Origin of the sequence: Haemophilus parainfluenzae (assembly GCF_900638025.1) — a bacterium.
In the GTDB taxonomy this organism is placed as follows: domain Bacteria; phylum Pseudomonadota; class Gammaproteobacteria; order Enterobacterales; family Pasteurellaceae; genus Haemophilus_D; species Haemophilus_D parainfluenzae_J.
The window spans coordinates 737,528-758,854 of sequence record NZ_LR134481.1 but is presented as its reverse complement, the minus strand read 5'-3'; the positions used below and the strand labels follow the sequence as shown (position 1 = coordinate 758,854).

21 protein-coding genes, 2 pseudogenes and 1 riboswitch are annotated in these 21,327 nt (G+C 39.5%); of the genes and pseudogenes, 7 read left to right on the top strand and 16 right to left on the bottom strand.

Annotation, left to right across the window (positions count from 1 at the left end):
• Positions 1-61: 61 nt before the first annotated feature.
• The 4 genes from EL215_RS03825 to EL215_RS03810 are packed head-to-tail and all read right to left on the bottom strand — an operon-like array spanning position 62 to position 2,332.
• Complete coding sequence (locus EL215_RS03825; RefSeq protein ID WP_049357176.1) at positions 62-445, bottom strand: pilus assembly protein PilP; 384 nt, start codon at positions 443-445, stop codon at positions 62-64.
• The gene (locus tag EL215_RS03820) at positions 445-987 is read right to left on the bottom strand and encodes a competence protein ComC (protein ID WP_126470291.1); all 543 of its coding nucleotides are present in this window, start codon (positions 985-987) and stop codon (positions 445-447) included. Before EL215_RS03820 ends, EL215_RS03825 begins: the two co-directional genes overlap by 1 nt.
• Positions 984-1,496, bottom strand: coding sequence for a PilN family protein (locus EL215_RS03815; RefSeq protein WP_126470289.1), 513 nt, complete (start codon positions 1,494-1,496; stop codon positions 984-986). Before EL215_RS03815 ends, EL215_RS03820 begins: the two co-directional genes overlap by 4 nt.
• On the bottom strand, positions 1,496-2,332 hold the full coding sequence (locus EL215_RS03810) for a pilus assembly protein PilM (protein WP_126470287.1): 837 nt from the start codon (positions 2,330-2,332) through the stop codon (positions 1,496-1,498). The genes EL215_RS03815 and EL215_RS03810 overlap by 1 nt, the downstream gene beginning before the upstream one ends.
• Positions 2,333-2,431: 99 nt before the next feature.
• On the opposite strand from EL215_RS03810, the pseudogene EL215_RS03805 reads away from it, so the two are divergent.
• A pseudogene (locus tag EL215_RS03805) lies at positions 2,432-4,282 on the top strand (penicillin-binding protein 1A); the annotation flags it as partial.
• A 75-nt stretch (positions 4,283-4,357) separates the two neighbouring features.
• A pseudogene (locus EL215_RS10455) lies at positions 4,358-5,050 on the top strand (penicillin-binding protein 1A); the annotation flags it as partial.
• 123 nt (positions 5,051-5,173) lie between these two features.
• On the opposite strand, the gene EL215_RS03800 reads toward EL215_RS10455, so the two are convergent.
• The 8 genes from EL215_RS03800 to EL215_RS03765 are packed head-to-tail and all read right to left on the bottom strand — an operon-like array spanning position 5,174 to position 11,861.
• A complete protein-coding gene (locus tag EL215_RS03800) occupies positions 5,174-6,487 on the bottom strand; it encodes an MFS transporter (protein ID WP_126470283.1) in 1,314 nt (437 codons plus the stop codon).
• Positions 6,471-7,151, bottom strand: coding sequence for a thiamine phosphate synthase (gene thiE / locus EL215_RS03795; RefSeq protein WP_126470281.1), 681 nt, complete (start codon positions 7,149-7,151; stop codon positions 6,471-6,473). Before thiE ends, EL215_RS03800 begins: the two co-directional genes overlap by 17 nt.
• A gap of 10 nt (positions 7,152-7,161) precedes the next feature.
• Entirely contained in the window at positions 7,162-7,971 is an 810-nt protein-coding gene (gene thiD, locus EL215_RS03790; RefSeq protein WP_126470279.1) for a bifunctional hydroxymethylpyrimidine kinase/phosphomethylpyrimidine kinase, read from the bottom strand.
• Positions 7,964-8,758 carry a hydroxyethylthiazole kinase gene (gene thiM, locus EL215_RS03785; RefSeq protein ID WP_126470277.1) on the bottom strand — a complete coding sequence of 265 codons (795 nt, stop codon included), beginning with the start codon at positions 8,756-8,758 and terminating at the stop codon, positions 7,964-7,966. The genes thiD and thiM overlap by 8 nt, the downstream gene beginning before the upstream one ends.
• Positions 8,759-8,774: 16 nt before the next feature.
• On the bottom strand, positions 8,775-9,422 hold the full coding sequence (gene tenA / locus EL215_RS03780; RefSeq protein WP_049357160.1) for a thiaminase II: 648 nt from the start codon (positions 9,420-9,422) through the stop codon (positions 8,775-8,777).
• A 9-nt stretch (positions 9,423-9,431) separates the two neighbouring features.
• On the bottom strand, positions 9,432-10,376 hold the full coding sequence (locus EL215_RS03775) for an ABC transporter substrate-binding protein (RefSeq protein WP_126470275.1): 945 nt from the start codon (positions 10,374-10,376) through the stop codon (positions 9,432-9,434).
• Positions 10,377-10,401: 25 nt separating this feature from the next.
• Positions 10,402-11,139 carry an ABC transporter permease gene (locus EL215_RS03770; protein WP_126470273.1) on the bottom strand — a complete coding sequence of 246 codons (738 nt, stop codon included), beginning with the start codon at positions 11,137-11,139 and terminating at the stop codon, positions 10,402-10,404.
• Positions 11,136-11,861 carry an ABC transporter ATP-binding protein gene (locus EL215_RS03765; RefSeq protein WP_126470271.1) on the bottom strand — a complete coding sequence of 242 codons (726 nt, stop codon included), beginning with the start codon at positions 11,859-11,861 and terminating at the stop codon, positions 11,136-11,138. Before EL215_RS03765 ends, EL215_RS03770 begins: the two co-directional genes overlap by 4 nt.
• 74 nt (positions 11,862-11,935) lie before the next feature.
• A riboswitch (TPP riboswitch) is annotated at positions 11,936-12,027 on the bottom strand.
• Positions 12,028-12,446: 419 nt separating this feature from the next.
• On the opposite strand from EL215_RS03765, the gene EL215_RS03760 reads away from it, so the two are divergent.
• The gene (locus EL215_RS03760; RefSeq protein WP_126470269.1) at positions 12,447-13,292 is read left to right on the top strand and encodes a 23S rRNA (adenine(2030)-N(6))-methyltransferase RlmJ; all 846 of its coding nucleotides are present in this window, start codon (positions 12,447-12,449) and stop codon (positions 13,290-13,292) included.
• Positions 13,293-13,327: 35 nt separating this feature from the next.
• Here the strand turns inward: EL215_RS03760 and psiE are convergent, their stop codons facing one another.
• The 4 genes from psiE to rpsU all read right to left on the bottom strand — a co-directional run bounded on the left by psiE (position 13,328) and on the right by rpsU (position 17,977).
• Entirely contained in the window at positions 13,328-13,744 is a 417-nt protein-coding gene (gene psiE, locus EL215_RS03755; protein ID WP_005694726.1) for a phosphate-starvation-inducible protein PsiE, read from the bottom strand.
• Between the two features lie 132 nt (positions 13,745-13,876).
• Positions 13,877-15,772, bottom strand: a complete 1,896-nt coding sequence (gene rpoD / locus EL215_RS03750; protein ID WP_126470267.1) for an RNA polymerase sigma factor RpoD — start codon at positions 15,770-15,772, stop codon at positions 13,877-13,879.
• Positions 15,773-15,841: 69 nt separating this feature from the next.
• On the bottom strand, positions 15,842-17,626 hold the full coding sequence (gene dnaG, locus EL215_RS03745; protein ID WP_126470265.1) for a DNA primase: 1,785 nt from the start codon (positions 17,624-17,626) through the stop codon (positions 15,842-15,844).
• 135 nt (positions 17,627-17,761) lie between these two features.
• Positions 17,762-17,977, bottom strand: coding sequence for a 30S ribosomal protein S21 (gene rpsU / locus EL215_RS03740; RefSeq protein ID WP_005694732.1), 216 nt, complete (start codon positions 17,975-17,977; stop codon positions 17,762-17,764).
• Between the two features lie 218 nt (positions 17,978-18,195).
• Between rpsU and tsaD the strand changes: the two genes are divergently transcribed.
• The 4 genes from tsaD to EL215_RS03720 are packed head-to-tail and all read left to right on the top strand — an operon-like array spanning position 18,196 to position 21,307.
• Complete coding sequence (gene tsaD / locus EL215_RS03735) at positions 18,196-19,224, top strand: tRNA (adenosine(37)-N6)-threonylcarbamoyltransferase complex transferase subunit TsaD (RefSeq protein ID WP_126470263.1); 1,029 nt, start codon at positions 18,196-18,198, stop codon at positions 19,222-19,224.
• An 8-nt stretch (positions 19,225-19,232) separates the two neighbouring features.
• Positions 19,233-19,469 (top strand): hypothetical protein, encoded by a 237-nt coding sequence (locus EL215_RS03730; RefSeq protein WP_126470261.1) that lies wholly within the window; start codon positions 19,233-19,235, stop codon positions 19,467-19,469.
• On the top strand, positions 19,469-20,050 hold the full coding sequence (locus tag EL215_RS03725; protein WP_126470259.1) for a thymidine kinase: 582 nt from the start codon (positions 19,469-19,471) through the stop codon (positions 20,048-20,050). The genes EL215_RS03730 and EL215_RS03725 overlap by 1 nt, the downstream gene beginning before the upstream one ends.
• A 36-nt stretch (positions 20,051-20,086) precedes the next feature.
• Positions 20,087-21,307: an aromatic amino acid transport family protein gene (locus tag EL215_RS03720; protein ID WP_126470257.1), complete on the top strand. Its 1,221-nt coding sequence runs from the start codon at positions 20,087-20,089 to the stop codon at positions 21,305-21,307.
• The last annotated feature ends 20 nt before the right edge of the window (positions 21,308-21,327 follow it).

The window sequence follows — 21,327 nt, the reverse complement described above, 5'->3', positions numbered from 1 at the left end:
TAGGATCAAAAAACACATTAAAAACTGACCGCACTTTGTTTTTATTTTCTGCTTTATCATTTTAAAATCTCATTATGATTGAGGTCGTTTGTTCACATTGCCCGGCTTTATAACTTTGAAGCGTCACGCTATTTTTACTCACTTTTTCGATTAAATAGGCTTCCTTTCCAATTCTCTGTCCTACTTGAGCGGAAAGAATATCCCCATCATCATTAAAGAACACTTCTGCCTGTTTCCCGTATTGCACGACACCCACAATGTGTAACTGAGCCAATGGGCGTTCCTCCGCCAGTCTCAGCTCCGAATACACGCAAGCCGACACTAGCGGTAGGGTGAGCCCCTCTTTTGGATATTCGGTTTGTTCTCTTTGTTTCCGAACAAAAGGATCTCGTGAAAATGCTGATACAGAAAAAATTGCAATCAAGATTAAGAAGAGCTTTTTCATTACTTGTCCTTATTTAGTTGGAAAATTAACTCGCCTGTAATAGACGCATTTTCTTCTTCATCTAATTTCTCAATGCTTAATTGAGTGACAGAAAGTATAGGAATATCCCTTAAAAGTGCGGTCAAAAATTGCTGTAAATCGACAAAATAGCCTTGTAACGACAAATGCAACAAAGTTTGTTGAGAAAAATCCCAACGTAAATCCAACGCTCGAAGTCGCCCATTTAATAACGTCTGAACATGCTGATTGATCGGTAAAACTGAATTAGCGAGTTCAGGAGAAAGTTGTTGAGTTCCTAATTTTTGCTTTAAAGCCTGAAAAATTTTTTCCTGTTTATCCCACTCTTGTTGCTGAAAACTCAATTCTGTATCAAGTCGATGTCGTTCATGGTTATTTTCAACATAACGAAAAACAGGTAAAAAGATGACCGCACTTAATGAACTCAACCAAAAGGTAGCATGAACCATTTGAGGTAATCGAAGCCATCTCCCAAACCAACTTTGTGCACTTTTTTGAACAATCTCATTGATAAGACCTCTCATTGCACAGACTCCGATAACTGGATATCAAATTGAAAGAATAACTGACTTTGCACTGGTTCAAGCTTGGTCAAATTAACCGTTGTAAAATGCTGTTTAAGAAATTGATGTATCGCTTCAAATTCTTTTTGGCTTTCTGTCATCCCTGAAAGCACAACTTGCTTAGCATTGAGCGTAAATTCATCTAACTCGCCTTGTTGTAATGGTAGCTCACTTAATAAATTAAGCATGCGATACACATATTCTGTATCCATTTCAGTCAGTTCATTCATTTCTTTCAAGTCTCGTTGTAGTTGTTGAACTTGAATGCGTTTTTGATGAACTTGATTCGTTATCTGTATCAGATTTTCTTTTATCTGATTTAGAACTTGCAATTGTTGTGTGTTAAGTTGGCTCAATCCCAAAAGAATCAATACTGAGCAAACGAGCCAAATTAAACTTTGCCACATAAAAAGACGAAAAGCCTTTTGATGTTGTTCTAAGCGCCAAGGCAATAAATTAAGGCTAAACATCACCACTCTCCGAATTGTCTGGAGGCAAAAGTGTGATTGTTTTTTGAGGATAAATCCACGAGTTTCAAATCGGTTTGCCACAGTGCATTACCTAAAGCGATAAAAGGTAAATCTGTTTCGATGCGTTGCCAATTCGTAGGCAGTAATTGGATTGCGTGTGAATTCAACATATCGGGTGTTTGGTATACATAAACTTGTTCTATCGTTTCAGGGAATCGTTGGACGAATTGTTGATAAAGTTCATATAAATTACTTTGAGATTGCAAAACCTGCCTTTGTTGCAATCGTTCACAAACAGCAAGGCAACCTTGCTGATCTTGATATAAAAATAAGGTGTTAGTCGGCTCTTGGCCTAAAATGGCATAAAATGCACGTAAAATACTGTGATTCAGTAAATCAAGTGCGGTCAATTTTAACGGTAGATATTTTGCTAATTCAGCCTTTGCACTTTGTATCCGAATAGCCGTTATATCCAAACGAAAACCTTGTTTTAATGGCGTGGTCAGATAATCAAACCATAATTCATCCAAAGGAATCGGTAACTCTTTTTGCAAAATAAAACGACATTGTTGTTCACATTCTTGGGTATTGAGTATCTGCGGTAGAATAAGCGTTTTAGACCAAGTCAAATGAGGTGAAATAGCACCAATAAAACAATATTGGCTGCTTTTTTGGGGTAAATGAGGTAATAACTGAGAAAAAATATCGCCTTGTTGCCCAGTTAAACAAACAGATTGAACACGATGTAACTCATCTAGCCAAACAAATGAAAATATATCTTGTTGTTTTATTAAGCCAATTGCTTGTTTTAGATGCTTTCTGTTGGGAATCTTCATATTCTTTCCTATTCTTCAACGAATAAATCTTTTATACTTGGCAAGCAAAATCATAAGTGTCATTTCAAGAATATTCATTAAACCAAAGAGAATTTTACGATGCGGATCGCAAAATTAATATTAAGTACCCTATTTACGATATGTATACTGGGGTTAGTCGCCGGTGGTGTACTGTATTTTCACTTAAAATCCTCCTTACCATCGGTTGAGAGCCTAAAAACCGTTGAATTGCAACAACCAATGCAAATCTATACGGCTGATGGCAAATTAATCGGTGAAGTCGGTGAACAACGCCGAATTCCAGTAAAATTGGAAAATGTACCTCAACGCTTACAGGATGCCTTCTTAGCGACAGAAGATAGCCGTTTTTATGAACATCACGGTTTAGACCCTATCGGTATTGCTCGTGCGATTTTTGTTGCCGTCAACAATGGTGGTGCATCTCAAGGGGCAAGTACCATTACGCAACAGCTTGCGCGTAACTTCTTCTTAACGCCAGAAAAAACCATTATTCGTAAAGCTCGCGAAGCGGTATTGGCCATTGAAATTGAAAATGCCTTAAGCAAACAAGAAATTTTAGAACTCTATTTAAATAAAATTTTCTTAGGGTATCGTTCTTATGGCGTTGCGGCTGCTGCACAAACCTACTTTGGTAAAAACTTAGATGAATTAACGCTTTCTGAAATGGCGATCATTGCTGGCTTGCCAAAAGCGCCTTCTACCATGAATCCACTCTATTCGCCAAAACGTGCGGAAGAACGTCGAAATGTGGTTTTAAGTCGAATGCTTGATGAGAATAAAATCACCAAAGCAGAATATGATGCAGCGATTAAAGAGCCAATCGTCGCAAGCTATCACGGTGCTAAATTTGAGTTCCGTGCAGACTATGTAACTGAAATGGTTCGTCAAGAAATGGTAAAACGTTTTGGTGAAGAAGATGCTTATACCAAAGGTTATAAAGTCTTCACGACTGTACTCTCAAAAGATCAAGCAGAAGCACAAAAAGCCGTTCGTAATAACCTGATTGATTATGATATGCGTCATGGCTGGCGTGGCGGTGCACCACTTTGGAAAAAAGGTGAAGCCCCATGGGATAATGAACGTATTGTCGCTTTCTTGAAAAAATTACCTGATTCAGAACCATTCATTCCAGCAGCAGTGACCGCATTAGGTAAGAATGGGGCAGAATTACTTTTAGCCAATAATGAAACAATGACGCTCTCTTCTAATGCAATGCGTTGGGCGGGAAGATCACCGGTTAAAGTGGGCGAACAAATTTGGATTCGTAAACGTGATAACGGTGAATGGATTTTAGGTCAAATCCCAGCCGCTAACTCTGCATTAGTTTCATTAAACTCCGATAATGGTGCAATTGAAGCCATGGTGGGTGGCTTTAGTTACGAACAAAGTAAATTTAACCGTGCAACCCAATCTTTAGTGCAAGTCGGTTCTTCAATTAAACCATTTATCTATGCCGCTGCGTTAGAAAAAGGTTTAACACTTTCAAGCGTATTGCAAGACAGTCCTATCTCTATCCAAAAACCAGGACAACCTTTGTGGCAACCGAAAAACTCACCTGATCGTTATGACGGTCCGATGCGTTTACGTGTAGGTTTAGGTCAATCTAAAAACATGATTGCAATCCGAACACTACAAACCGCAGGTGTTGGCTTTACGGCTGACTTCTTACAACGTTTTGGATTCAAACGTGACCAATATTTTGCCAGTGAAGCGCTTGCATTAGGTGCGGCATCCTTCACTCCATTGGAAATGGCACGTGCTTATGCGGTATTTGATAACGGTGGTTTCTTAATTGATCCTTATCTTATCGAAAAAATTCAAGATAATACCGGTAAAGATTTATTTATTGCGAACCCGAAAATTGCTTGTATTACCTGTAACGACATTCCGGTGATTTATGGTGAAACTAAAGATAAAATTGATGGTTTTAAAGATATCGCAGAAGTGGCTAACCCTGACAATCTAAAATCTGCTAAAGGTAATAGCAACACCGATACAGATGAAGGTGAGGGAGATCAGCAACCTGAGAATGTACCTGACTTGCCAGAGCTTCAAACATCCGCATTAAATGACGGTTCTGTTGATTTAATGGCGGATGCGAAAGACGGTGCAGCAAAACAAGAATACGCACCTCGTGTGATCAGTGGTGAATTAGCCTTCTTAATTCGCAGCGCATTAAATACGGCGATTTATGGTGAACAAGGACTTAGTTGGAAAGGTACCAGCTGGCGTATTGCTCAAAGTATTAAGCGTAGTGATATAGGTGGTAAAACCGGTACCACCAATAGTGCGAAAGTTGCTTGGTATGCAGGTTTTGGTGCTAACTTAGTGACCACGACTTATGTCGGTTTCGATGATAACAAACGCGTATTAGGTAAAGGTGAAGCGGGTGCGAAAACCGCAATGCCTGCCTGGGTTGCTTATATGAAAGCTGCACTTTCTGATGTACCAGAACGTCAACTCACACTTCCACCAAACATCATGGAAAAAACCATTGATAGTAACTCTGGTTTACTCTCTGAAGGTGGTGGCCGTAAAGAATACTTTATCGTCGGTACCGAGCCTAAACGTACTTACATTGCAGAAATGAAAGAGCGTGGATATTATGTTCCACCAGAGTTACAACAACGTTTAAATGGCGGCACTGGAAAAATCAAAGATGCAATTCCTGCAACGCAACCAGAAGAATTATTCTAGTACTGATTAAAATACTAAAAGTGTAGTTAATTTTAAATGCCTTTCCGAACTGAATTTGTGAAAGGCATTCTTTTACTCAAAATATTTTCAATATTAGTGAAATTTTAAGTTTGATAAATTCATCTAGCGCAGGTGCTTATCTCTTGTTTCCGTAATAAACCATAACCCAATTAAACTCAATATAGCATTTAAGGTTAAGTAAATTCCAACACCTTTTAAGCCATAATTCGCATTCAATGGTAATGCAATAATTGCTGCTACACTAGCACCGAATAAGCCTGAAATATTGTAGGTCAACGATGCACCGGAATAACGAGCATGTGTTGGAAACAATTCAGGTAAGAAACTCGCAAGGGGGCCGTATCCCATACCAATTAACCCCATTCCTATCATCAAGAACCAAAATAAACTGGTAGTTGTTCCATTATCGAGAAAATATGGCAAGGCTAAGCCGAAAATAGCCACGCCAAAGGTTGTCCAAATTAACCAAATTCTTCGTCCAATGATATCGATATATTTGCCTGAAATAGCAATTGTAATGGCTAATGAAATCGAACTACACATTAATAAAGCAGTAAAAATTTGTGGTGAGAAACCTAATCCCATTGCATAACCAGCTTCCGATACGGTTGGAGTAGATTTTGCATAAATTTGGCTGAAAGCGATCATAATATAAAAGAGCACATAGCCTGCAATGCAGATCAACATGCCTAAGAAAAATGGTTTGAAATGAGTAACGATCACTTCCATCATCGGTAAAGCTTTAGGTTTAGGCTTGTTAAGTGCAGCAATAAATATTGGTGCTTCCGTAAGCTTTAATCGAACATACAAACCAATTGCAACTAATACAAAAGAGGAAAGAAATGGAATTCGCCATGCCCAGTCAGTCATTGCTGCTTGCCCAAAAAGCGCGGTAATAAGTAAAAAGACACCATTGGCAAGTAGTAATCCTAGAGGTGCGCCTAATTGTGGAAAAGTGCCATACCAACCACGTTTTCCTTCAGGTGCATTTTCGATTGCCACTAATGCAGCGCCGCCCCATTCGCCACCTAAACCAATGCCTTGCCCGATACGGCATAAGCAAAGTAGGATCGTAGCCCAAATACCAATACTGTCATAAGTCGGTAATAAGCCGATCACTATGGTTGAGATTCCCATTACTAACAGGCTCATAACAAAGGTATTTTTTCTTCCTAAGCGATCGCCAAAATGTCCGAATAATATTGCCCCCAGAGGACGAGCAATAAAAGTCAGCGCTAGCGTAGAAAGCGCAGCAATTTGTCCTGAAAGAGGATCTGAAGCGTGGAAAAATTGATGATTGAAAATCAATACGGCAGCCATTGCGTAAATGTAGTTATCAAAATATTCAATCGCCGTGCCAATCATTGTTGCCATTGCGACTCGTTTTAAGCTATTTGGATTATTGGTTGCTTGCATTACTTTCTTCCTTCAGGGCTTGAGTGGCTACTTTTATATCATTCGCTTGAGTTATAGCCGTGATAACTGCAACACCATCAGCGCCATATTTCCGTAAGGTTTTCACATGTTCTCGTTTTACGCCACCAATCGCCACAAGTGGTTTGGTGATTCCTGCATCTCTCAATGTTTGAATGAACGCCATTCCAAGAGTGGGTTTGGGATTCTCTTTTGACTGAGTCGGAAAAATTGGACCAATACCGAAATAATCAATTTCAGATAATTCTTCTCCAATTTTTGCTTCATCTAAACGGTTAACAGACCAACCAATAATCAGAGGCTTATTACTTCTTGCTCGAATCGTTTTTACGGGCGTATCACTTTGTCCAACATGAACTCCATCCGCTTCAATTTCCAATGCTAAATCAACATTGTCATCAACAATAAATGGCACATTATATTGACGGCATAAGTCTCGGCACTTAATGGCTAAGGATCGTTGTTCATCTGGCGAATTTTCTAATGAGAATTTGCCTTTATCGCGAAATTGAAAACAGGTAATGCCACCTTCTAAAGCTTGTTTTAGTACAAAGAGCAAGTTTTCTGCTGGATTATCACCTAAATGTCGGCAATCTTGTGTGCCTGCTACAAAATAGAGCAGTAAAATTTCTTGAATATTGTTCATCTTTCAATCCTTAAAGGCGACTGTAAGCCCAATGATTTGTTGGCCCATGCCCATGACCAATATTCAATGGGTGAGATATGGCTGCCGTAATAAAATCTTTAGCTGTTTTTACCGCACTTTTTAATGGTGTGCCTTTGGCTAATTCAGCTGTTAAGCAAGCTGAAAAAGTACAGCCTGTGCCGTGAGTATGTGGCGTATCAAAACGAGGGCTTTCTAAAACAAAATGTTCACTATTTTGTAAAAGGATCCAATCTTGGCATTGCTGACTTTGTGAATTGAGTGAATGTCCGCCTTTAATAATCACATTCTTTGCGCCTTGTTTTTGCAAGTCTAATGCGGCTTGTTGAATGCTGTCTGTATCAGAAATCTTAAAACCAGTTAAAGCTTCTGCCTCAGGAATATTTGGCGTAATCACATCGGCAAGTGGCAATAAATATTTGCTTAGTGCGGAAACCGCTTGTTGTTGCAATAATGGCGCACCACCTTTTGCAATCATGACAGGATCGATAACTAATGTGCCGAATGGACGATTTTTTAAGAAATCAGCAACGCATTCAATAATATCTGCTGTGCCAAGCATACCAATTTTGGCACTTGCAATCTGAAAGTCATTTTTTACCGCTTCCAGTTGTGCTTGAATTGTTTTCAATGAAATAGGGTGAATATCAAATACGCCAAGTGTGTTTTGTGCAGTGACAGCAGTAATCACTGAAGTGCCAAATACGCCCTGCATTTGAAAGGTTTTCAGATCGGCTTGAATGCCGGCACCACCGCCACTGTCAGAACCAGCGATAGTTAACGTTTGTGCGATGTTAGACATATTTCACCTCCGCGTTTTGTTCTATTAAATCAGGTGTTAAGGCTGCCAATTTATCAAGCAAGCAAATTTGGAACTGACCGACTTGCGTGGTTAAGTTTTTAGCCGCAAGCTCCCCTGCAACGGTGTAAGCGGCACAGGCTTCGACTATCGCAGAAAAATGATTACCTTCATCAACAGCTAAAAATGCTGCGCATACTGCACTTAATAAACACCCCGATGCGGTGACTTTGGGGAATAATGGTGTGCCGTTATGGATGGTAGCCGTTTGCTTTCCATTACTGATAATATCAACCTCACCACTAATTAACACCGTACAGTCATAGCGTAGTGCAACACGTTGAGCGGTTTCTTGTAGATTCGTTTTCCCTTGCCCCGCATCTACGCCTTTTGCTTGCCAATCTGCACCTGCAATCGCCGCAAGTTCGCCAGCGTTACCTCGAATTAGGGCAAATTTTACTTCCGCCAATAACTGACGGACTGTTTCTTGTCGGTAACGAGTGGCGCCCACTCCAACAGGATCAAGCACGACAGGAATGCCTATAGAATTAGCCGTTTTACCCGCTAGTAACATAGCCTCTCGTTCTTTACCGATAAGCGTGCCGATATTGATTACCAATGCTTGGCTGATTTTCGGCACCTCAACCATTTCCTCTATGTTGGCTGACATCAATGGTGACGCACCTAAAGCGAGCAAACCATTGGCGCTAAAATTTGCTGCAACAATATTAGTAATATTATGAATCAACGGATTCTGTTCACGAATTTTTGATAAATAAACTGATTTCATTTTACACCTTCATTTTTTATGCTAAATCCAATCCCATTTGCCAAAATCCAATTTCCATTCGAGTGGCTGTGGTAAAAATCTGTTGGATATTAGCGAGTTGAGAATCATTAAGTGGCTCACAAAGTACGGTAAGAAAATCAACCGTTTCTTGTGCGGCTTGTTGATATTCTGGTGCTGAGTATGCGTCAATCCACGCTTGATAAGGATTGCTTGGTAGTTTTGGATAATTTTCTGTGATGTAGTGGGCGACTTGTGCGTAACCTAAAGCACAAGGCGTCACGGCAGCATATAGCTCTGGTAAGCCGCCCGTTATTCCACAATCAAGCAGGTAACGTGTATAGGAAATACATGCTAAACTTTCTGGAGTTTCGAATATTTCCTGCTCACTAATTTCCCATTGACGACAGTAATCCAAATGTAATTGGATTTCTTGGCAAAGAATGTCGAGCGTTTTACGCGGCATGTCCATTTCAGCAAAATTTCTTGCCTTGAACACACCCAAGGCAAAAGCACGGCTGTAATGGAAAAGATAGATGTAATCTTGTTTTAAGTAGTGCTGAAAACAAGCTTTGGGCAAGGTGCCTTTTGCAAGTTGTTGCACAAATTCATGCTCAACATATTGCTTCCAATAAGGTTGCGCTTGCTGAATGAGTCGTTCAATCATCATTTTCCCTTACTGTAATTCGATGGCATAGTCTTTCAATTCAAGTGCTTTTGGAATCAAGCCTTTTTGATGCATAAATTCCGCCATTTGTTGATAACGTTTGGCATCCAATTGACGAGGTTTTGTTGCTAATAAAGGCAAGGTATCTTTCCAGGCTAATTGATTTAATTCTGTATTGAGTTCTTTTGGCTTATGGTTCACAAAAGCTTGCCATGCTTCAGCTGGATGGCTTTGTAGATAGGTTGTGGCTTGTTCAAGTGCGGTCAAAAAATCGGAAATTTTTTTAGAGGCAAGATTGTTTTTGTTTGCGACTAAAATCAATTCATCATAAACCGGTACACCATATTGTTCTGGGAAAAATGCCACGCCTTCTTGTTTTTCTAAATGGATCTGATTCAGTTCAAAATTACGGAATGCCCCGATGACCGCATCGACTTGTCCTGTTAAAAGAGAAGGAGAAAGTGACCAATTCACATTTACTAATTTTACGTCTTGATTGCTGAGTTCAATAGAGCGAAGCATCGTGTCGAGCAACACATCTTCAAAACCACTAACTGAATAGCCCACTTTTTTTCCTTTCAGATCGGCCAGTGTTTTGATGTTACTATTTTTAAGCACCACAACGCTATTTAATGGACTAGAAATGAGAGACCCCACTCTTACTAAAGGTAATCCTTCTGCAACTTGTTGATAAAGTTGAGGTTGATAATTAATGGCTAAATCCATTTTTCCTGCAGCAACCAATTTAGGCGGTAACGATGGATCAGCGGGTTCGATAATATCGACGTCTAAGTTATTTTTTTCAAAAAAGCCTTTTTGTTGAGCAACGATGATTGCTGCGTGGTCAGGATTCACATACCAATCAAGCATTAAGCTGATTTTCTCTTTTGCTAAGCTGGTAAAACTGGCGGTGAGTCCAATTAAAAGACTGAAATAACGGATGATTTTCTTCATTTTTGTCTCCTTTTGTCATGAAGTGTTAAACGTGCCAAATAAAACGGCGTAGTAGCCAATCGATGCTGAAATATAAGCAAAGTGAAATCACGACTAAGATCAGCAACGCAGCGAACATTAAATCCACCTGCATACGAGCATTGGCGTAGATCATTAAATAGCCAAGCCCTTCTGATGAACCCACCCATTCTCCGATTACAGCGCCAATTGGTGCGACTGAAACAGCAATGCGAAAGCCTGATGCAAATGCGGGTAAAGCGGCTGGTAAACGTACTTTAAGTAATAAACGCCAAGGGGATGGCTGGAATGTTTTGGCGAGATCAATCCAAGCTTTAGGTGTATTGCGTAAGCCATCGTAACAAGCTGCAGTTACAGGGAAATAGATAATGAGAATAGCCATAACAATTTTTGACGGCATGCCATAACCTAGCCAAAGTACGAGTATCGGAGCGATAGCAAAAACAGGAATTGCTTGAGAAATCACTAAAACCGGTAACAGTAAGGACGATATTTTAGGCGAAAAAGAGAGTAATAGGGCTGATGACAATCCAAAAAGAAAACCCAGTAGCAGCCCTAAGCCAATTTCAATTAAGGTGATTAGTGTATGTTGCCAAAGTAGTTCTGAATGAGAAGTTAATTGCAACCATACAGCTTGTGGAGAAGGAAATATGTAATGGGGCAAATCACCGAATACACCAATAAGTTGCCATAGACAAAGCAATATAACTCCAATAAAGAGCGGTTTAAGAAGGTTAAGTTTCATCTTTTTCCCTCTAATAACTCGTTCAATAATTGCTGTTGGAGCATCCACAAATTATTTTGGTTTAGATCTCGTGGTGCTTTACCTTCAGGTTTTATAACATCGGATAATGCTGATTGATTAGGCTGCGGTGAACGTAATACAAAAATACGTTGGCTTAAGCGTAATGCTTCTTGAGGATCATGGGTAACTAATAATACTGATTTATTTTTTAATAGTTCATAGGCCAAGTTTTGTAATTGGTAACGACTAATCGCATCAAGGGCAGAGAATGGTTCATCAAGTAAAACTAAATCAGCGTTTTGCATTAATACTCGAGCGAGCGCCACTCTTTGTTTTTGCCCTCCAGATAATTGAGCACTGTTTTTATGCAGATGCTCTGACATACCCACTTGTTCAAGTAATACTTTGGCTCGAATGGTGGTTTTTGCAGATTTATTTCCAAATAGTACGTTTTCTAATTGGACGTTATCAACAATTGAAAGCCAAGGATAAAGGGTATCTTTTTGCGGTAACCATGCCACTCGAATATGAGGATGGGAGGTGATATTGCCTTGAACTTTTCCTGGTATTTCAAGCCCTGCAATTAATCTCAAAAGCGTTGATTTACCTACACCAGAGCAGCCAAGTAAACTGACCCACTCATTAGGCAAAAGCGTTAAATCAAGGTGTTCAAATAGTACTTGCTCTCCAAAAGCAAGACTAAGATCCTGAATATTCACCATAGCATTAACCTAAGGATTAATAACTAAAGGTAACGGCAGAAAAGGAGTGAAAATAGGTATGAAGAATGAGAAAATATTTTGGCATATTAGTTTCCTACGTCAGTACTAACTGTTTCAGGTTCACGGGTATCATCTCAGCCACCTTGTGGCACCCCGACTAAAATTTGAAAGAATTTTATATCGCAATTAAAAATAAAACAATAGGAAATGATATTAACTTTAGTTTAGATTTTTTTGTTTAGTCCTCAGGAGTCAATTTAAGTAATGAAAATAATAAGTTAAATTATAGACTCACTTTTCAAGTGTTATATTCAACGTTCTAGAAATGACTCCTTACCTTGTAAAATAAGACGACAAAAGTATTTATAATAAAAAACTAGATTCTCTGTAAGTATATAATATATTATTAGTCCTTTAATTTGCTTCCCCATAAGTTACCGGATTATAAAAAATTCTGACATCATGAATATCCCCTTGAATTCAAATCCCTTCAAAGGTTTTAGTGTTTCAAGTGATAATATTTTTTCTACCGAAAAGTTATACCATCAATCTTGAGCGTACTTTTCTCATCATAAAGGAGAAACTATGTTAAGTTATCGCCACAGTTTTCATGCTGGCAACCACGCCGATGTGCTTAAGCACATTGTACTAATGCTGATTCTAGAAAATCTTTCACTAAAAGAAAAAGGTTTCTACTATCTCGACACCCATTCTGGTGTGGGTCGCTATCGTTTAAGTTCTAACGAATCAGAAAAAACGGGCGAATATAAAGAAGGAATAGGCAGACTTTGGGAAAGAACAGATTTACCCGAAGAAATTGTTCGCTATGTGGAAATTATTAAGAAGCTCAATTATGGTGGCAAAGAATTACGCTATTATGCTGGGTCGCCAATGATTGCCGCTCAATTATTGCGTTCACAAGATCGCGCTTTGCTCACCGAATTACATCCGAGCGATTTTCCATTATTGCGCAATAATTTCAAAGAGTTTAAGAATATCACCACAAAATCAGAAAATGGTTTCCAACAACTCAAAGCGACACTTCCACCAAAAGAACGCAGAGGTTTGGTGCTTATTGATCCACCTTATGAATTAAAAGAAGATTATGATTTGGTAGTTAAAGCGATCGAAGAAGGTTATAAACGCTTTGCGACAGGCACTTATGCGATTTGGTATCCTGTGGTTCTACGTCAACAAACAAAACGCATTTTTAAAGGATTAGAAGCAACGGGAATTCGTAAAATTTTGAAAATTGAATTGGCTGTTCGTCCTGATAGCGATCAACGTGGTATGACCGCAAGTGGAATGGTGGTGATTAACCCACCTTGGCAATTAGAACAGCAAATGAATGTTATTTTGCCTTATTTAACTCAAACACTCGTCCCTGAAGGTACAGGAAGTTGGACAATGGAATGGATTGTGCCGGAATAATCCATTCCAAAATCTCGGTCAAAATGACCGCACTTTTAAATTTTAATTTTATTGGAATACAACACTAAACAAAGTGCAATAACCATAATTAAAATCGCGCCTGCGAATAAGATGGTATCAACGGAGCTCTCATGATTCACAATAATCAGGCGCAACATGGCCGTAATCCCTGCGTAAATAAAATAGCGCAAAGGAAAGTGATAGCCACTTTTAAAATATTGCACAATAAGGCCAATAAAACCGAAGTATAAGAAAAACATCACTGCTTGTTCAGCAACATCATAAGGCACTACGCTTGATGTATTAAATACCATGATCGCTAACGTATAGGTAATTTTAGCTAATGCAATGATCAATACGACAGCTAAAGCAATAAGTGAAAAACTTAATACCACTTTTAATACACCTGTCACCACGCGAGGCAGTTTTTCGAGTTCTTGAGATTCTTCCATAAAGTTCCTTTTTTGTTTTTAAATGAAGAAAGGCGCGTATTTTAAAGGAATGTGATTTCGCGGTAAATAACCAAATTTAATCAAATAAAAAAGGCAGAGATATCTGCCTTTTCTTTTTATATAAATAAACAATTACTCATCCAAAAAACTTCTTAATGTCTCAGAACGGCTAGGATGACGTAATTTACGTAATGCTTTCGCTTCAATCTGACGAATACGCTCACGAGTTACGTCAAATTGTTTACCCACTTCTTCGAGTGTATGGTCGGTATTCATATCAATACCAAAACGCATACGTAATACTTTTGCTTCACGCGGTGTTAAACCTTCTAACACTTCATGAGTTGCTACTTTTAAGCTTTGTGCGGTTGCTGAATCTAATGGCAATTCAAGGGTTGAATCCTCGATAAAATCACCTAAATGTGAATCATCGTCATCACCGATTGGGGTTTCCATTGAAATTGGCTCTTTCGCAATTTTAAGCACCTTACGAATTTTATCTTCTGGCATGCCCATGCGTTCAGCAAGCTCTTCCGGTGTCGCCTCACGCCCCATTTCTTGTAACATTTGACGAGAAATACGATTTAATTTATTAATCGTTTCAATCATATGAACAGGAATACGAATTGTACGTGCTTGGTCCGCAATAGAACGAGTAATCGCCTGACGAATCCACCATGTTGCATAAGTAGAGAATTTATAGCCACGACGGTATTCAAATTTATCTACCGCTTTCATCAAACCGATATTCCCTTCTTGAATTAAATCCAAGAATTGTAAACCACGGTTGGTATACTTTTTCGCAATAGAGATCACCAAACGCAAGTTGGCTTCAACCATTTCTTTTTTCGCACGGCGAGCTTTTTGTTCACCACGTGATACAGCATCACAAATCTCACGCATTTGTTGGATGGTAAGATTAGTTTGCTGTTCAATATTCGCTAAGTTATCTAAAGATAAACGAATACGCTCTTCATATTTTGGTAAACGTTTTGCCCAAGGCTTAGTTGATTTTAATGCTTTAGCTACCCAAGCATCATTGCTTCCACTCGTTGTAATAAGTGTTTCGAATTCATCTTTTGGCATACCCGCGATATCAACAAGCACTTTCTGTAATTGACGTTCTTCAAAGCGTACGCGTTTCATCATATTCTTCATCGACAAAACAAGCGCGTCAAATTGCTTTGGTACTAAACGAAATTGTTTAAAGATCTCAGCTAGTGATTCGATTTGATCTTTTGCTCGTTTACCACTGCGTCCGTATTTTGCAATCGTTGCTAATGTTTTAGTATGTTGCTCTCTTAATGTCGCAAATCTTTCACGAGCTACCTCAGGATCGATACTGTTATCTGAATCGCTGTCATCTGAACTTGAACCGCTATCGTTTTCATTCTCTTCATCATCACTGTCATCAATAACCGTATTAGATTCTCCACTTTCATCCTCATCAGAAAAATGCTCTTCAATATCTGTATCTGCATTTTCCTCTTCAATCACGTTTGGATCTACAAAGCCAGTTATTAAATCAGCTAAACGATAATTCCCCGCTTCAATTTGATCGTAATTATCTAATAATTCAGTTAACGCTTCTGGATAGGCAGCTATCGCACTTTGGACTTCATCAATTCCTTCTTCAATACGTTTTGCAATACTGATCTCATCTTCACGCGTGAGAAGATCAACGGTACCCATTTCACGCATATACATACGCACAGGATCCGTTGTACGACCGATCTCAGATTCCACATTTGATAAAATCTGCGTTGCTTCTTCCACCGCATCTTCATCCGGAATCGTGTCATTCAACATCATTTCATCACTTTCCGGTGCTTCATCAAGAACCGGAATACCAGCATCATGCTGTAAAGTTTGTAACAACTTATCATAATATTCTGGATCGATGACATCTTCTGGAAGCAGGTCATTAATCTCTGCATAAGTTAAATAACCTTGCGTACGACCTAATTCCATAAGCTGTTCAATTTGTTCTGAATATTGCTCGGCGGTAGATTGTTGATTTTGTTCCATTTTTATTCCCATTTTGCATTATTTTTGGAAGATAAAAGCCCTTGTTTTGAACAGGAGATTCTACCATTGTTATGACGGATTAACTAACTGTTTTTTCTGCGCTTCTTTTCCCTTGAGCAAATTCACTAAAATTGCTCGTTCTTGATCCGTTAATCCTTCTGCCCTTTCTTTAGCAATAAGCATTTCAATATCTCTTTCAATCGCTTGAATATTCAATCGACGATAGTTTTGAGAGAATGCATGAATGATTTCTAAGTCATTTAATAGATGATCCCAAGAGGCTAATATTTCAAGGGGCTTACTGAATTCTGTATCACGGAAATATTCTAAAATCTGTCCTGCCGTTATTCCTTCTCGTTTACGACAAAGCGCAGTCAATTTTTCTAATAATTCGTAACCGGCTTCATACTTCAAAGCTTGCAAACCAGAATCAGAAATGCGATTCACTAGTCGTGAATTTTGCAACAACAGCGAAATTACTACACGCATTGGCGTTTTTTTAATAGTTTGCGATTGTATTTTAGGTATTTGAGCCACTTTATCTATTTGATTTGGAATCAGACTCTCAAGCTGTGATTGATCAAAAAGTCCAAGTTTTTGTGCCAACATATTTCGTAATGATAAACGTAGCAATTCTCCCGGAATCTGACGAATCAATGGCGCAGCCAGAGCCATTAATTTGCCCCGCCCTTCTTGGGTGGAGAAATCGACTTGCGGACTTAAATGCGCAAATAAAAATTCACTGAGAGATTGGGCCTGATCAATATACTCTTCAAACTTTCCTTTACCAAATTGGCGAATATAAGTATCCGGATCTTGTCCATCTGGTAGGAAAATAAACTTAATTTGTCGTCCGTCTTCCAGATAAGGCAACGCATTTTCAAGCGCACGCCAAGCGGCATCTCTACCCGCTCGATCGCCATCATAGCAGCAAATGACTTGTTCTGTTGAACGAAACAATAATTGAATTTGCTCCGAGGTCGTCGATGTTCCAAGGGATGCAACTGCATAATTCACACCAAATTGCGCCAATGCCACTACGTCCATGTAGCCTTCAACCACTAATAGTTTTTCTGGCTCATCATTAATTTGTAAGGCTTCATACAAACCATACAGTTCATTACCTTTATGGTATGTAATGGTTTCGGGTGAGTTCAAATATTTGGGTTTTTCATCCGTTAAAACACGTCCACCAAAAGCGACCGTACGACCACGTTTATCCCGAATCGGAAACATAATACGATTACGGAATTTATCGTACACATTGCCACGATCATTGCGAGAAAGCATACCTAAATCAAACAGCTTTTTCTGTTCTTCTCGATTTTTGCCGAATTGACGCAACACCGTATCCATCGCATTGGGCACATAACCGATTTGAAAACGTTCGATAATTTCGGGTGATAAACCACGTTGCTGAAGATAACTTTGAGCTGGAATATTTAACGGTAATTGAGCTTGATAAAACAATGCTATCTCTTGCATCAAATCATATAAATTACGTTTTGTCTGATAGCTCACATCCGGTTTATTACCGAATTGATTTGGGCGTTTTTCATAAGGTACTTCAAGTCCGGCAGAAGCGGCAAGTTCTTCAACGGCTTCAACAAATTCTAATTTGTCGTAATCCATTAAAAATGAAATGGCATTGCCTTTTGCGCCACAACCAAAGCAATAATAGAATTGTTTCTTTTCACTGACCGTGAAGGAGGGTGTTTTTTCGTGATGAAACGGACAACAAGCTTGATAATCGCGTCCCGCTTTTTTCAGCTTCACGCGTGCATTAATTACATCAACAATATTCGATTTTGTCAGCAGATCATCAATAAACTGGCGCGGAATTAAGCCTTTCATTGCCTTGTCCTCCTGAATATGATGCGAAAGTGCGGTTGATTTAGCGTGACTTTTTCGATGAATTTAAAATGGCAAAACCGTGATTCCAAAAAGGTTTCACGGTTTGTCTTAACTCGAGTTAGAAAATACTACAAATTAGTATAAACGGGTATTACGCGCATTTTCGCGAGCATTACGTTTAGCGTGACGTTTAGCAAGCGTTGCTTTTTCACGTTTACGGATTGTAGTTGGTTTTTCATAGAATTCACGAGCGCGAACTTCTGCTAAAATACCAGCTTTTTCGCAAGAGCGTTTGAAACGACGTAAAGCTACGTCGAATGATTCGTTTTCACGTACTTTAATTACAGGCATAAGCCAATCACCTCAATGAGTTTAATTTAATTGCAATTTTAAATTTTTATTACTGCCGAATGAACGGCAAATTCAATAAAGGACGCAATTCTAATCGATCTTCCCCGCAAAAGCAAAGAAAAGATCGCCTATTTGCTGAAAATTTGGCGTTTGAACTGGTTTAAGTGGGCTAAACAAGGTAAAATCTTTGCCAATTTTTTTAATAAAATGAGAAGAAAATGCGTATTTTAGGAATCGAAACCTCCTGTGATGAAACAGGTGTCGCGATTTATGACGAAGACAAAGGCTTAATTGCCAATCAACTCTACACGCAAATTGCCTTACATGCAGATTATGGTGGTGTCGTACCTGAGCTGGCTTCCCGAGATCACATTCGCAAAACGGCGCCATTAATCAAAGCCGCATTAGAAGAAGCCAATTTAACCGCTGATCAAATTGATGGTATTGCCTATACAAGTGGTCCTGGGTTAGTGGGTGCATTATTAGTGGGTGCAACAATTGCTCGCTCACTGGCTTATGCCTGGAATGTACCCGCTATTGGCATACACCATATGGAAGGTCATCTACTTGCGCCAATGCTTGATGAAAATCGACCACACTTTCCATTTATTGCCCTCTTAGTTTCAGGTGGACATACGCAATTAGTGCGCGTTGATGGCGTAGGAAAATATGAAGTCATTGGAGAATCTATTGATGATGCGGCAGGTGAAGCCTTTGATAAAACCGCGAAATTATTAGGGTTAGATTATCCTGGCGGTGCGGCACTTTCACGTTTAGCCGAAAAAGGATCACCAGATCGTTTTGTATTTCCACGCCCAATGACGGATCGCCCTGGCCTTGATTTTAGCTTTTCAGGTTTAAAAACCTCAGCGGCTAACACCATTAATCAGGCAATCAAACAAGAAGGCGAATTAACCGAACAAACCAAAGCAGATATTGCCTTTGCCTTCCAAGATTCCGTCGTGGATACACTCACAATCAAATGTAAACGTGCCTTAAAAGAAACCGGCTATAAGCGTTTAGTGATTGCTGGCGGGGTGAGTGCAAACAAAAAATTACGTGAAACCCTTGGCACAATGATGAAAAATCTTGGTGGTGAAGTATTTTATCCGCAACCTCAATTTTGTACCGATAATGGTGCCATGATTGCCTATACGGGCTTTTTACGCTTAAAACAAGGTCAGCATAGCGATCTCGCCATTGATGTAAAACCACGTTGGGCGATGACTGAACTCCCTGCAATTTAAGGAAAAATATGGAAAATATGATTAAAGTGAGAGCCATGCGTGCAGCTGGCATTGCTTGTTTTTTAGTGCTCGCGATTATTGGCGCATGGATTTTTACCACACCAAGTGGTGATATCGTTAGCGCGCTTTCAGCTGCCGGAAAAATGGTTAGCGGTGGTGTAACTTACGGCACCTTTATGCTCGCAGCCTGTCCACCTGTTGCAGGATTTATTGCCTATTATTTCTGGAAATGGGTGATTAAATAATGGCAAAACTCTATTTTTACTACTCTACGATGAATGCGGGCAAATCAACCACGTTGCTACAGTCTTCCTATAACTATCGTGAACGCAATATGAACACTATGGTTTATACGGCAGCCATTGATGACCGCTTTGGATTAGGCAAAGTCACGTCGCGTATTGGTATTCATGAAGACGCCAATTTATTTACGTCAACGAGTGACCTTTTTGTCGAAGTGAGTAAACGTTTACAACAAGAAAACATTCATTGTGTTTTGGTTGATGAAGCCCAGTTTTTAACGAAACAACAAGTCTATCAATTAAGCGATGTCGTGGATAAACTGAAAATTCCTGTACTTTGTTATGGCTTGCGTACCGACTTCCAAGCTGAGCTATTTGAAGGTAGTAAGTATCTACTTGCTTGGGCAGATCAACTAGAAGAATTAAAAACAATCTGTTATTGTGGACGGAAAGCCAATTTCGTTTTACGTTTAAATGAACAAGGCGAAGTCATTAAGGAAGGGGAACAAATCCAAATTGGTGGAAACGACTCCTATCTTTCGGTTTGCCGCTATCATTACAAAGAAAAGTGCGGTCAACTTTAACCTCATTTTTCACTTTTATACTCGGAGAACTATTTTATGCTAAAAAACAAAACATTCGGTAGCGCATTAATTATTGCCGGTACAACTATCGGTGCAGGAATGCTCGCGATGCCATTAACCTCTGCCGGTATTGGTTTTAGTTATACGGTTTTATTATTAGTCGGCTTATGGGCACTTTTGGTTTATAGCGGCTTGCTTTTTGTTGAGGTCTATCAAACAGCCGATCGCCTGAATGATGGTGTAGCGACTCTCGCTGAGAAATACTTCGGCATCACTGGGCGTGTTTTAGCCACTTTTAGCTTGCTCATTTTACTTTACGCCCTTTCTGCGGCCTACATTACTGGAGGCGGCTCATTATTATCGGGCTTACCAACCGCTTTTGGCTTTGAAAGTCTTTCCTCCGAACTTTCAATCATTTTATTTACCGTTGTACTCGGTGCCTTTGTTGTTGTCGGTACAAGAGGCGTTGATGGTGCCACTCGCATTCTGTTCATCGGTAAATTAATTGCCTTTGCTTTTGTGTTATTCATGATGTTACCAAAAGTGTCTGTCGATAACCTAATGGCCTTACCTTTAAATTATGCTTTCGTGATTTCTGCAGCACCAATTTTCTTTACTTCCTTTGGCTTCCACATCATCATGGGCAGCGTAAACAGCTATTTAGATGGTAGTGTTACTCAATTCCGTAAAGCAATTTTAATTGGTACAGCGATTCCACTTGTGGCTTATTTAGTGTGGCAATTAGCGACTCACGGCGTATTAAGTCAAAATGAATTTGTGCAAGTATTACAGGCAGATCCAACCCTTAATGGATTAGTCAATGCAACACGTCAAATCACGAACTCCCACATCATGGGTGAGATCGTGCGTGTATTCTCAGCTCTTGCATTAATCACCTCTTTCCTAGGTGTGATGCTCGGCGTATTTGAAGGTTTAGGCGATTTATTTAAACGTTACAAATTGCCACACAACCGTTTAACACTGACTGTTGCCGCCTTCACTCCACCACTTGCGTTCGCCTTGTATTATCCTGAAGGCTTTATCGCCGCATTAAGCTATGCAGGTTTACTCTGTGCCTTCTATTGCTTGATTTTACCTATTGGACTAGCATGGAAAACACGTCAAGCAAATCCAAATCTGCCTTATCGTGTAATCGGTGGTAATGTAGCTTTAGTGATTGCATTAGTCATTGGTGTGGCGATTATGATTGTGCCATTCTTAATTCAGGCAGGTTACCTACCGGCGGTAGCAGGATAAAGTGCGGTCAATTTTGAGCG

Bases quoted from the DNA above. Each gene is read 5' to 3' on its own strand.
- EL215_RS03825 (WP_049357176.1), bottom strand. From the start codon at position 445: ATGAAAAAGCTCTTCTTAATCTTGATTGCAATTTTTTCTGTATCAGCA.
- EL215_RS03820 (WP_126470291.1), bottom strand. From the start codon at position 987: ATGAGAGGTCTTATCAATGAGATTGTTCAAAAAAGTGCACAAAGTTGG.
- EL215_RS03815 (WP_126470289.1), bottom strand. From the start codon at position 1,496: ATGTTTAGCCTTAATTTATTGCCTTGGCGCTTAGAACAACATCAAAAG.
- EL215_RS03810 (WP_126470287.1), bottom strand. From the start codon at position 2,332: ATGAAGATTCCCAACAGAAAGCATCTAAAACAAGCAATTGGCTTAATA.
- EL215_RS03800 (WP_126470283.1), bottom strand. From the start codon at position 6,487: ATGCAAGCAACCAATAATCCAAATAGCTTAAAACGAGTCGCAATGGCA.
- thiE (WP_126470281.1), bottom strand. From the start codon at position 7,151: ATGAACAATATTCAAGAAATTTTACTGCTCTATTTTGTAGCAGGCACA.
- thiD (WP_126470279.1), bottom strand. From the start codon at position 7,971: ATGTCTAACATCGCACAAACGTTAACTATCGCTGGTTCTGACAGTGGC.
- thiM (WP_126470277.1), bottom strand. From the start codon at position 8,758: ATGAAATCAGTTTATTTATCAAAAATTCGTGAACAGAATCCGTTGATT.
- tenA (WP_049357160.1), bottom strand. From the start codon at position 9,422: ATGATTGAACGACTCATTCAGCAAGCGCAACCTTATTGGAAGCAATAT.
- EL215_RS03775 (WP_126470275.1), bottom strand. From the start codon at position 10,376: ATGAAGAAAATCATCCGTTATTTCAGTCTTTTAATTGGACTCACCGCC.
- EL215_RS03770 (WP_126470273.1), bottom strand. From the start codon at position 11,139: ATGAAACTTAACCTTCTTAAACCGCTCTTTATTGGAGTTATATTGCTT.
- EL215_RS03765 (WP_126470271.1), bottom strand. From the start codon at position 11,861: ATGGTGAATATTCAGGATCTTAGTCTTGCTTTTGGAGAGCAAGTACTA.
- EL215_RS03760 (WP_126470269.1), top strand. From the start codon at position 12,447: ATGTTAAGTTATCGCCACAGTTTTCATGCTGGCAACCACGCCGATGTG.
- psiE (WP_005694726.1), bottom strand. From the start codon at position 13,744: ATGGAAGAATCTCAAGAACTCGAAAAACTGCCTCGCGTGGTGACAGGT.
- rpoD (WP_126470267.1), bottom strand. From the start codon at position 15,772: ATGGAACAAAATCAACAATCTACCGCCGAGCAATATTCAGAACAAATT.
- dnaG (WP_126470265.1), bottom strand. From the start codon at position 17,626: ATGAAAGGCTTAATTCCGCGCCAGTTTATTGATGATCTGCTGACAAAA.
- rpsU (WP_005694732.1), bottom strand. From the start codon at position 17,977: ATGCCTGTAATTAAAGTACGTGAAAACGAATCATTCGACGTAGCTTTA.
- tsaD (WP_126470263.1), top strand. From the start codon at position 18,196: ATGCGTATTTTAGGAATCGAAACCTCCTGTGATGAAACAGGTGTCGCG.
- EL215_RS03730 (WP_126470261.1), top strand. From the start codon at position 19,233: ATGGAAAATATGATTAAAGTGAGAGCCATGCGTGCAGCTGGCATTGCT.
- EL215_RS03725 (WP_126470259.1), top strand. From the start codon at position 19,469: ATGGCAAAACTCTATTTTTACTACTCTACGATGAATGCGGGCAAATCA.
- EL215_RS03720 (WP_126470257.1), top strand. From the start codon at position 20,087: ATGCTAAAAAACAAAACATTCGGTAGCGCATTAATTATTGCCGGTACA.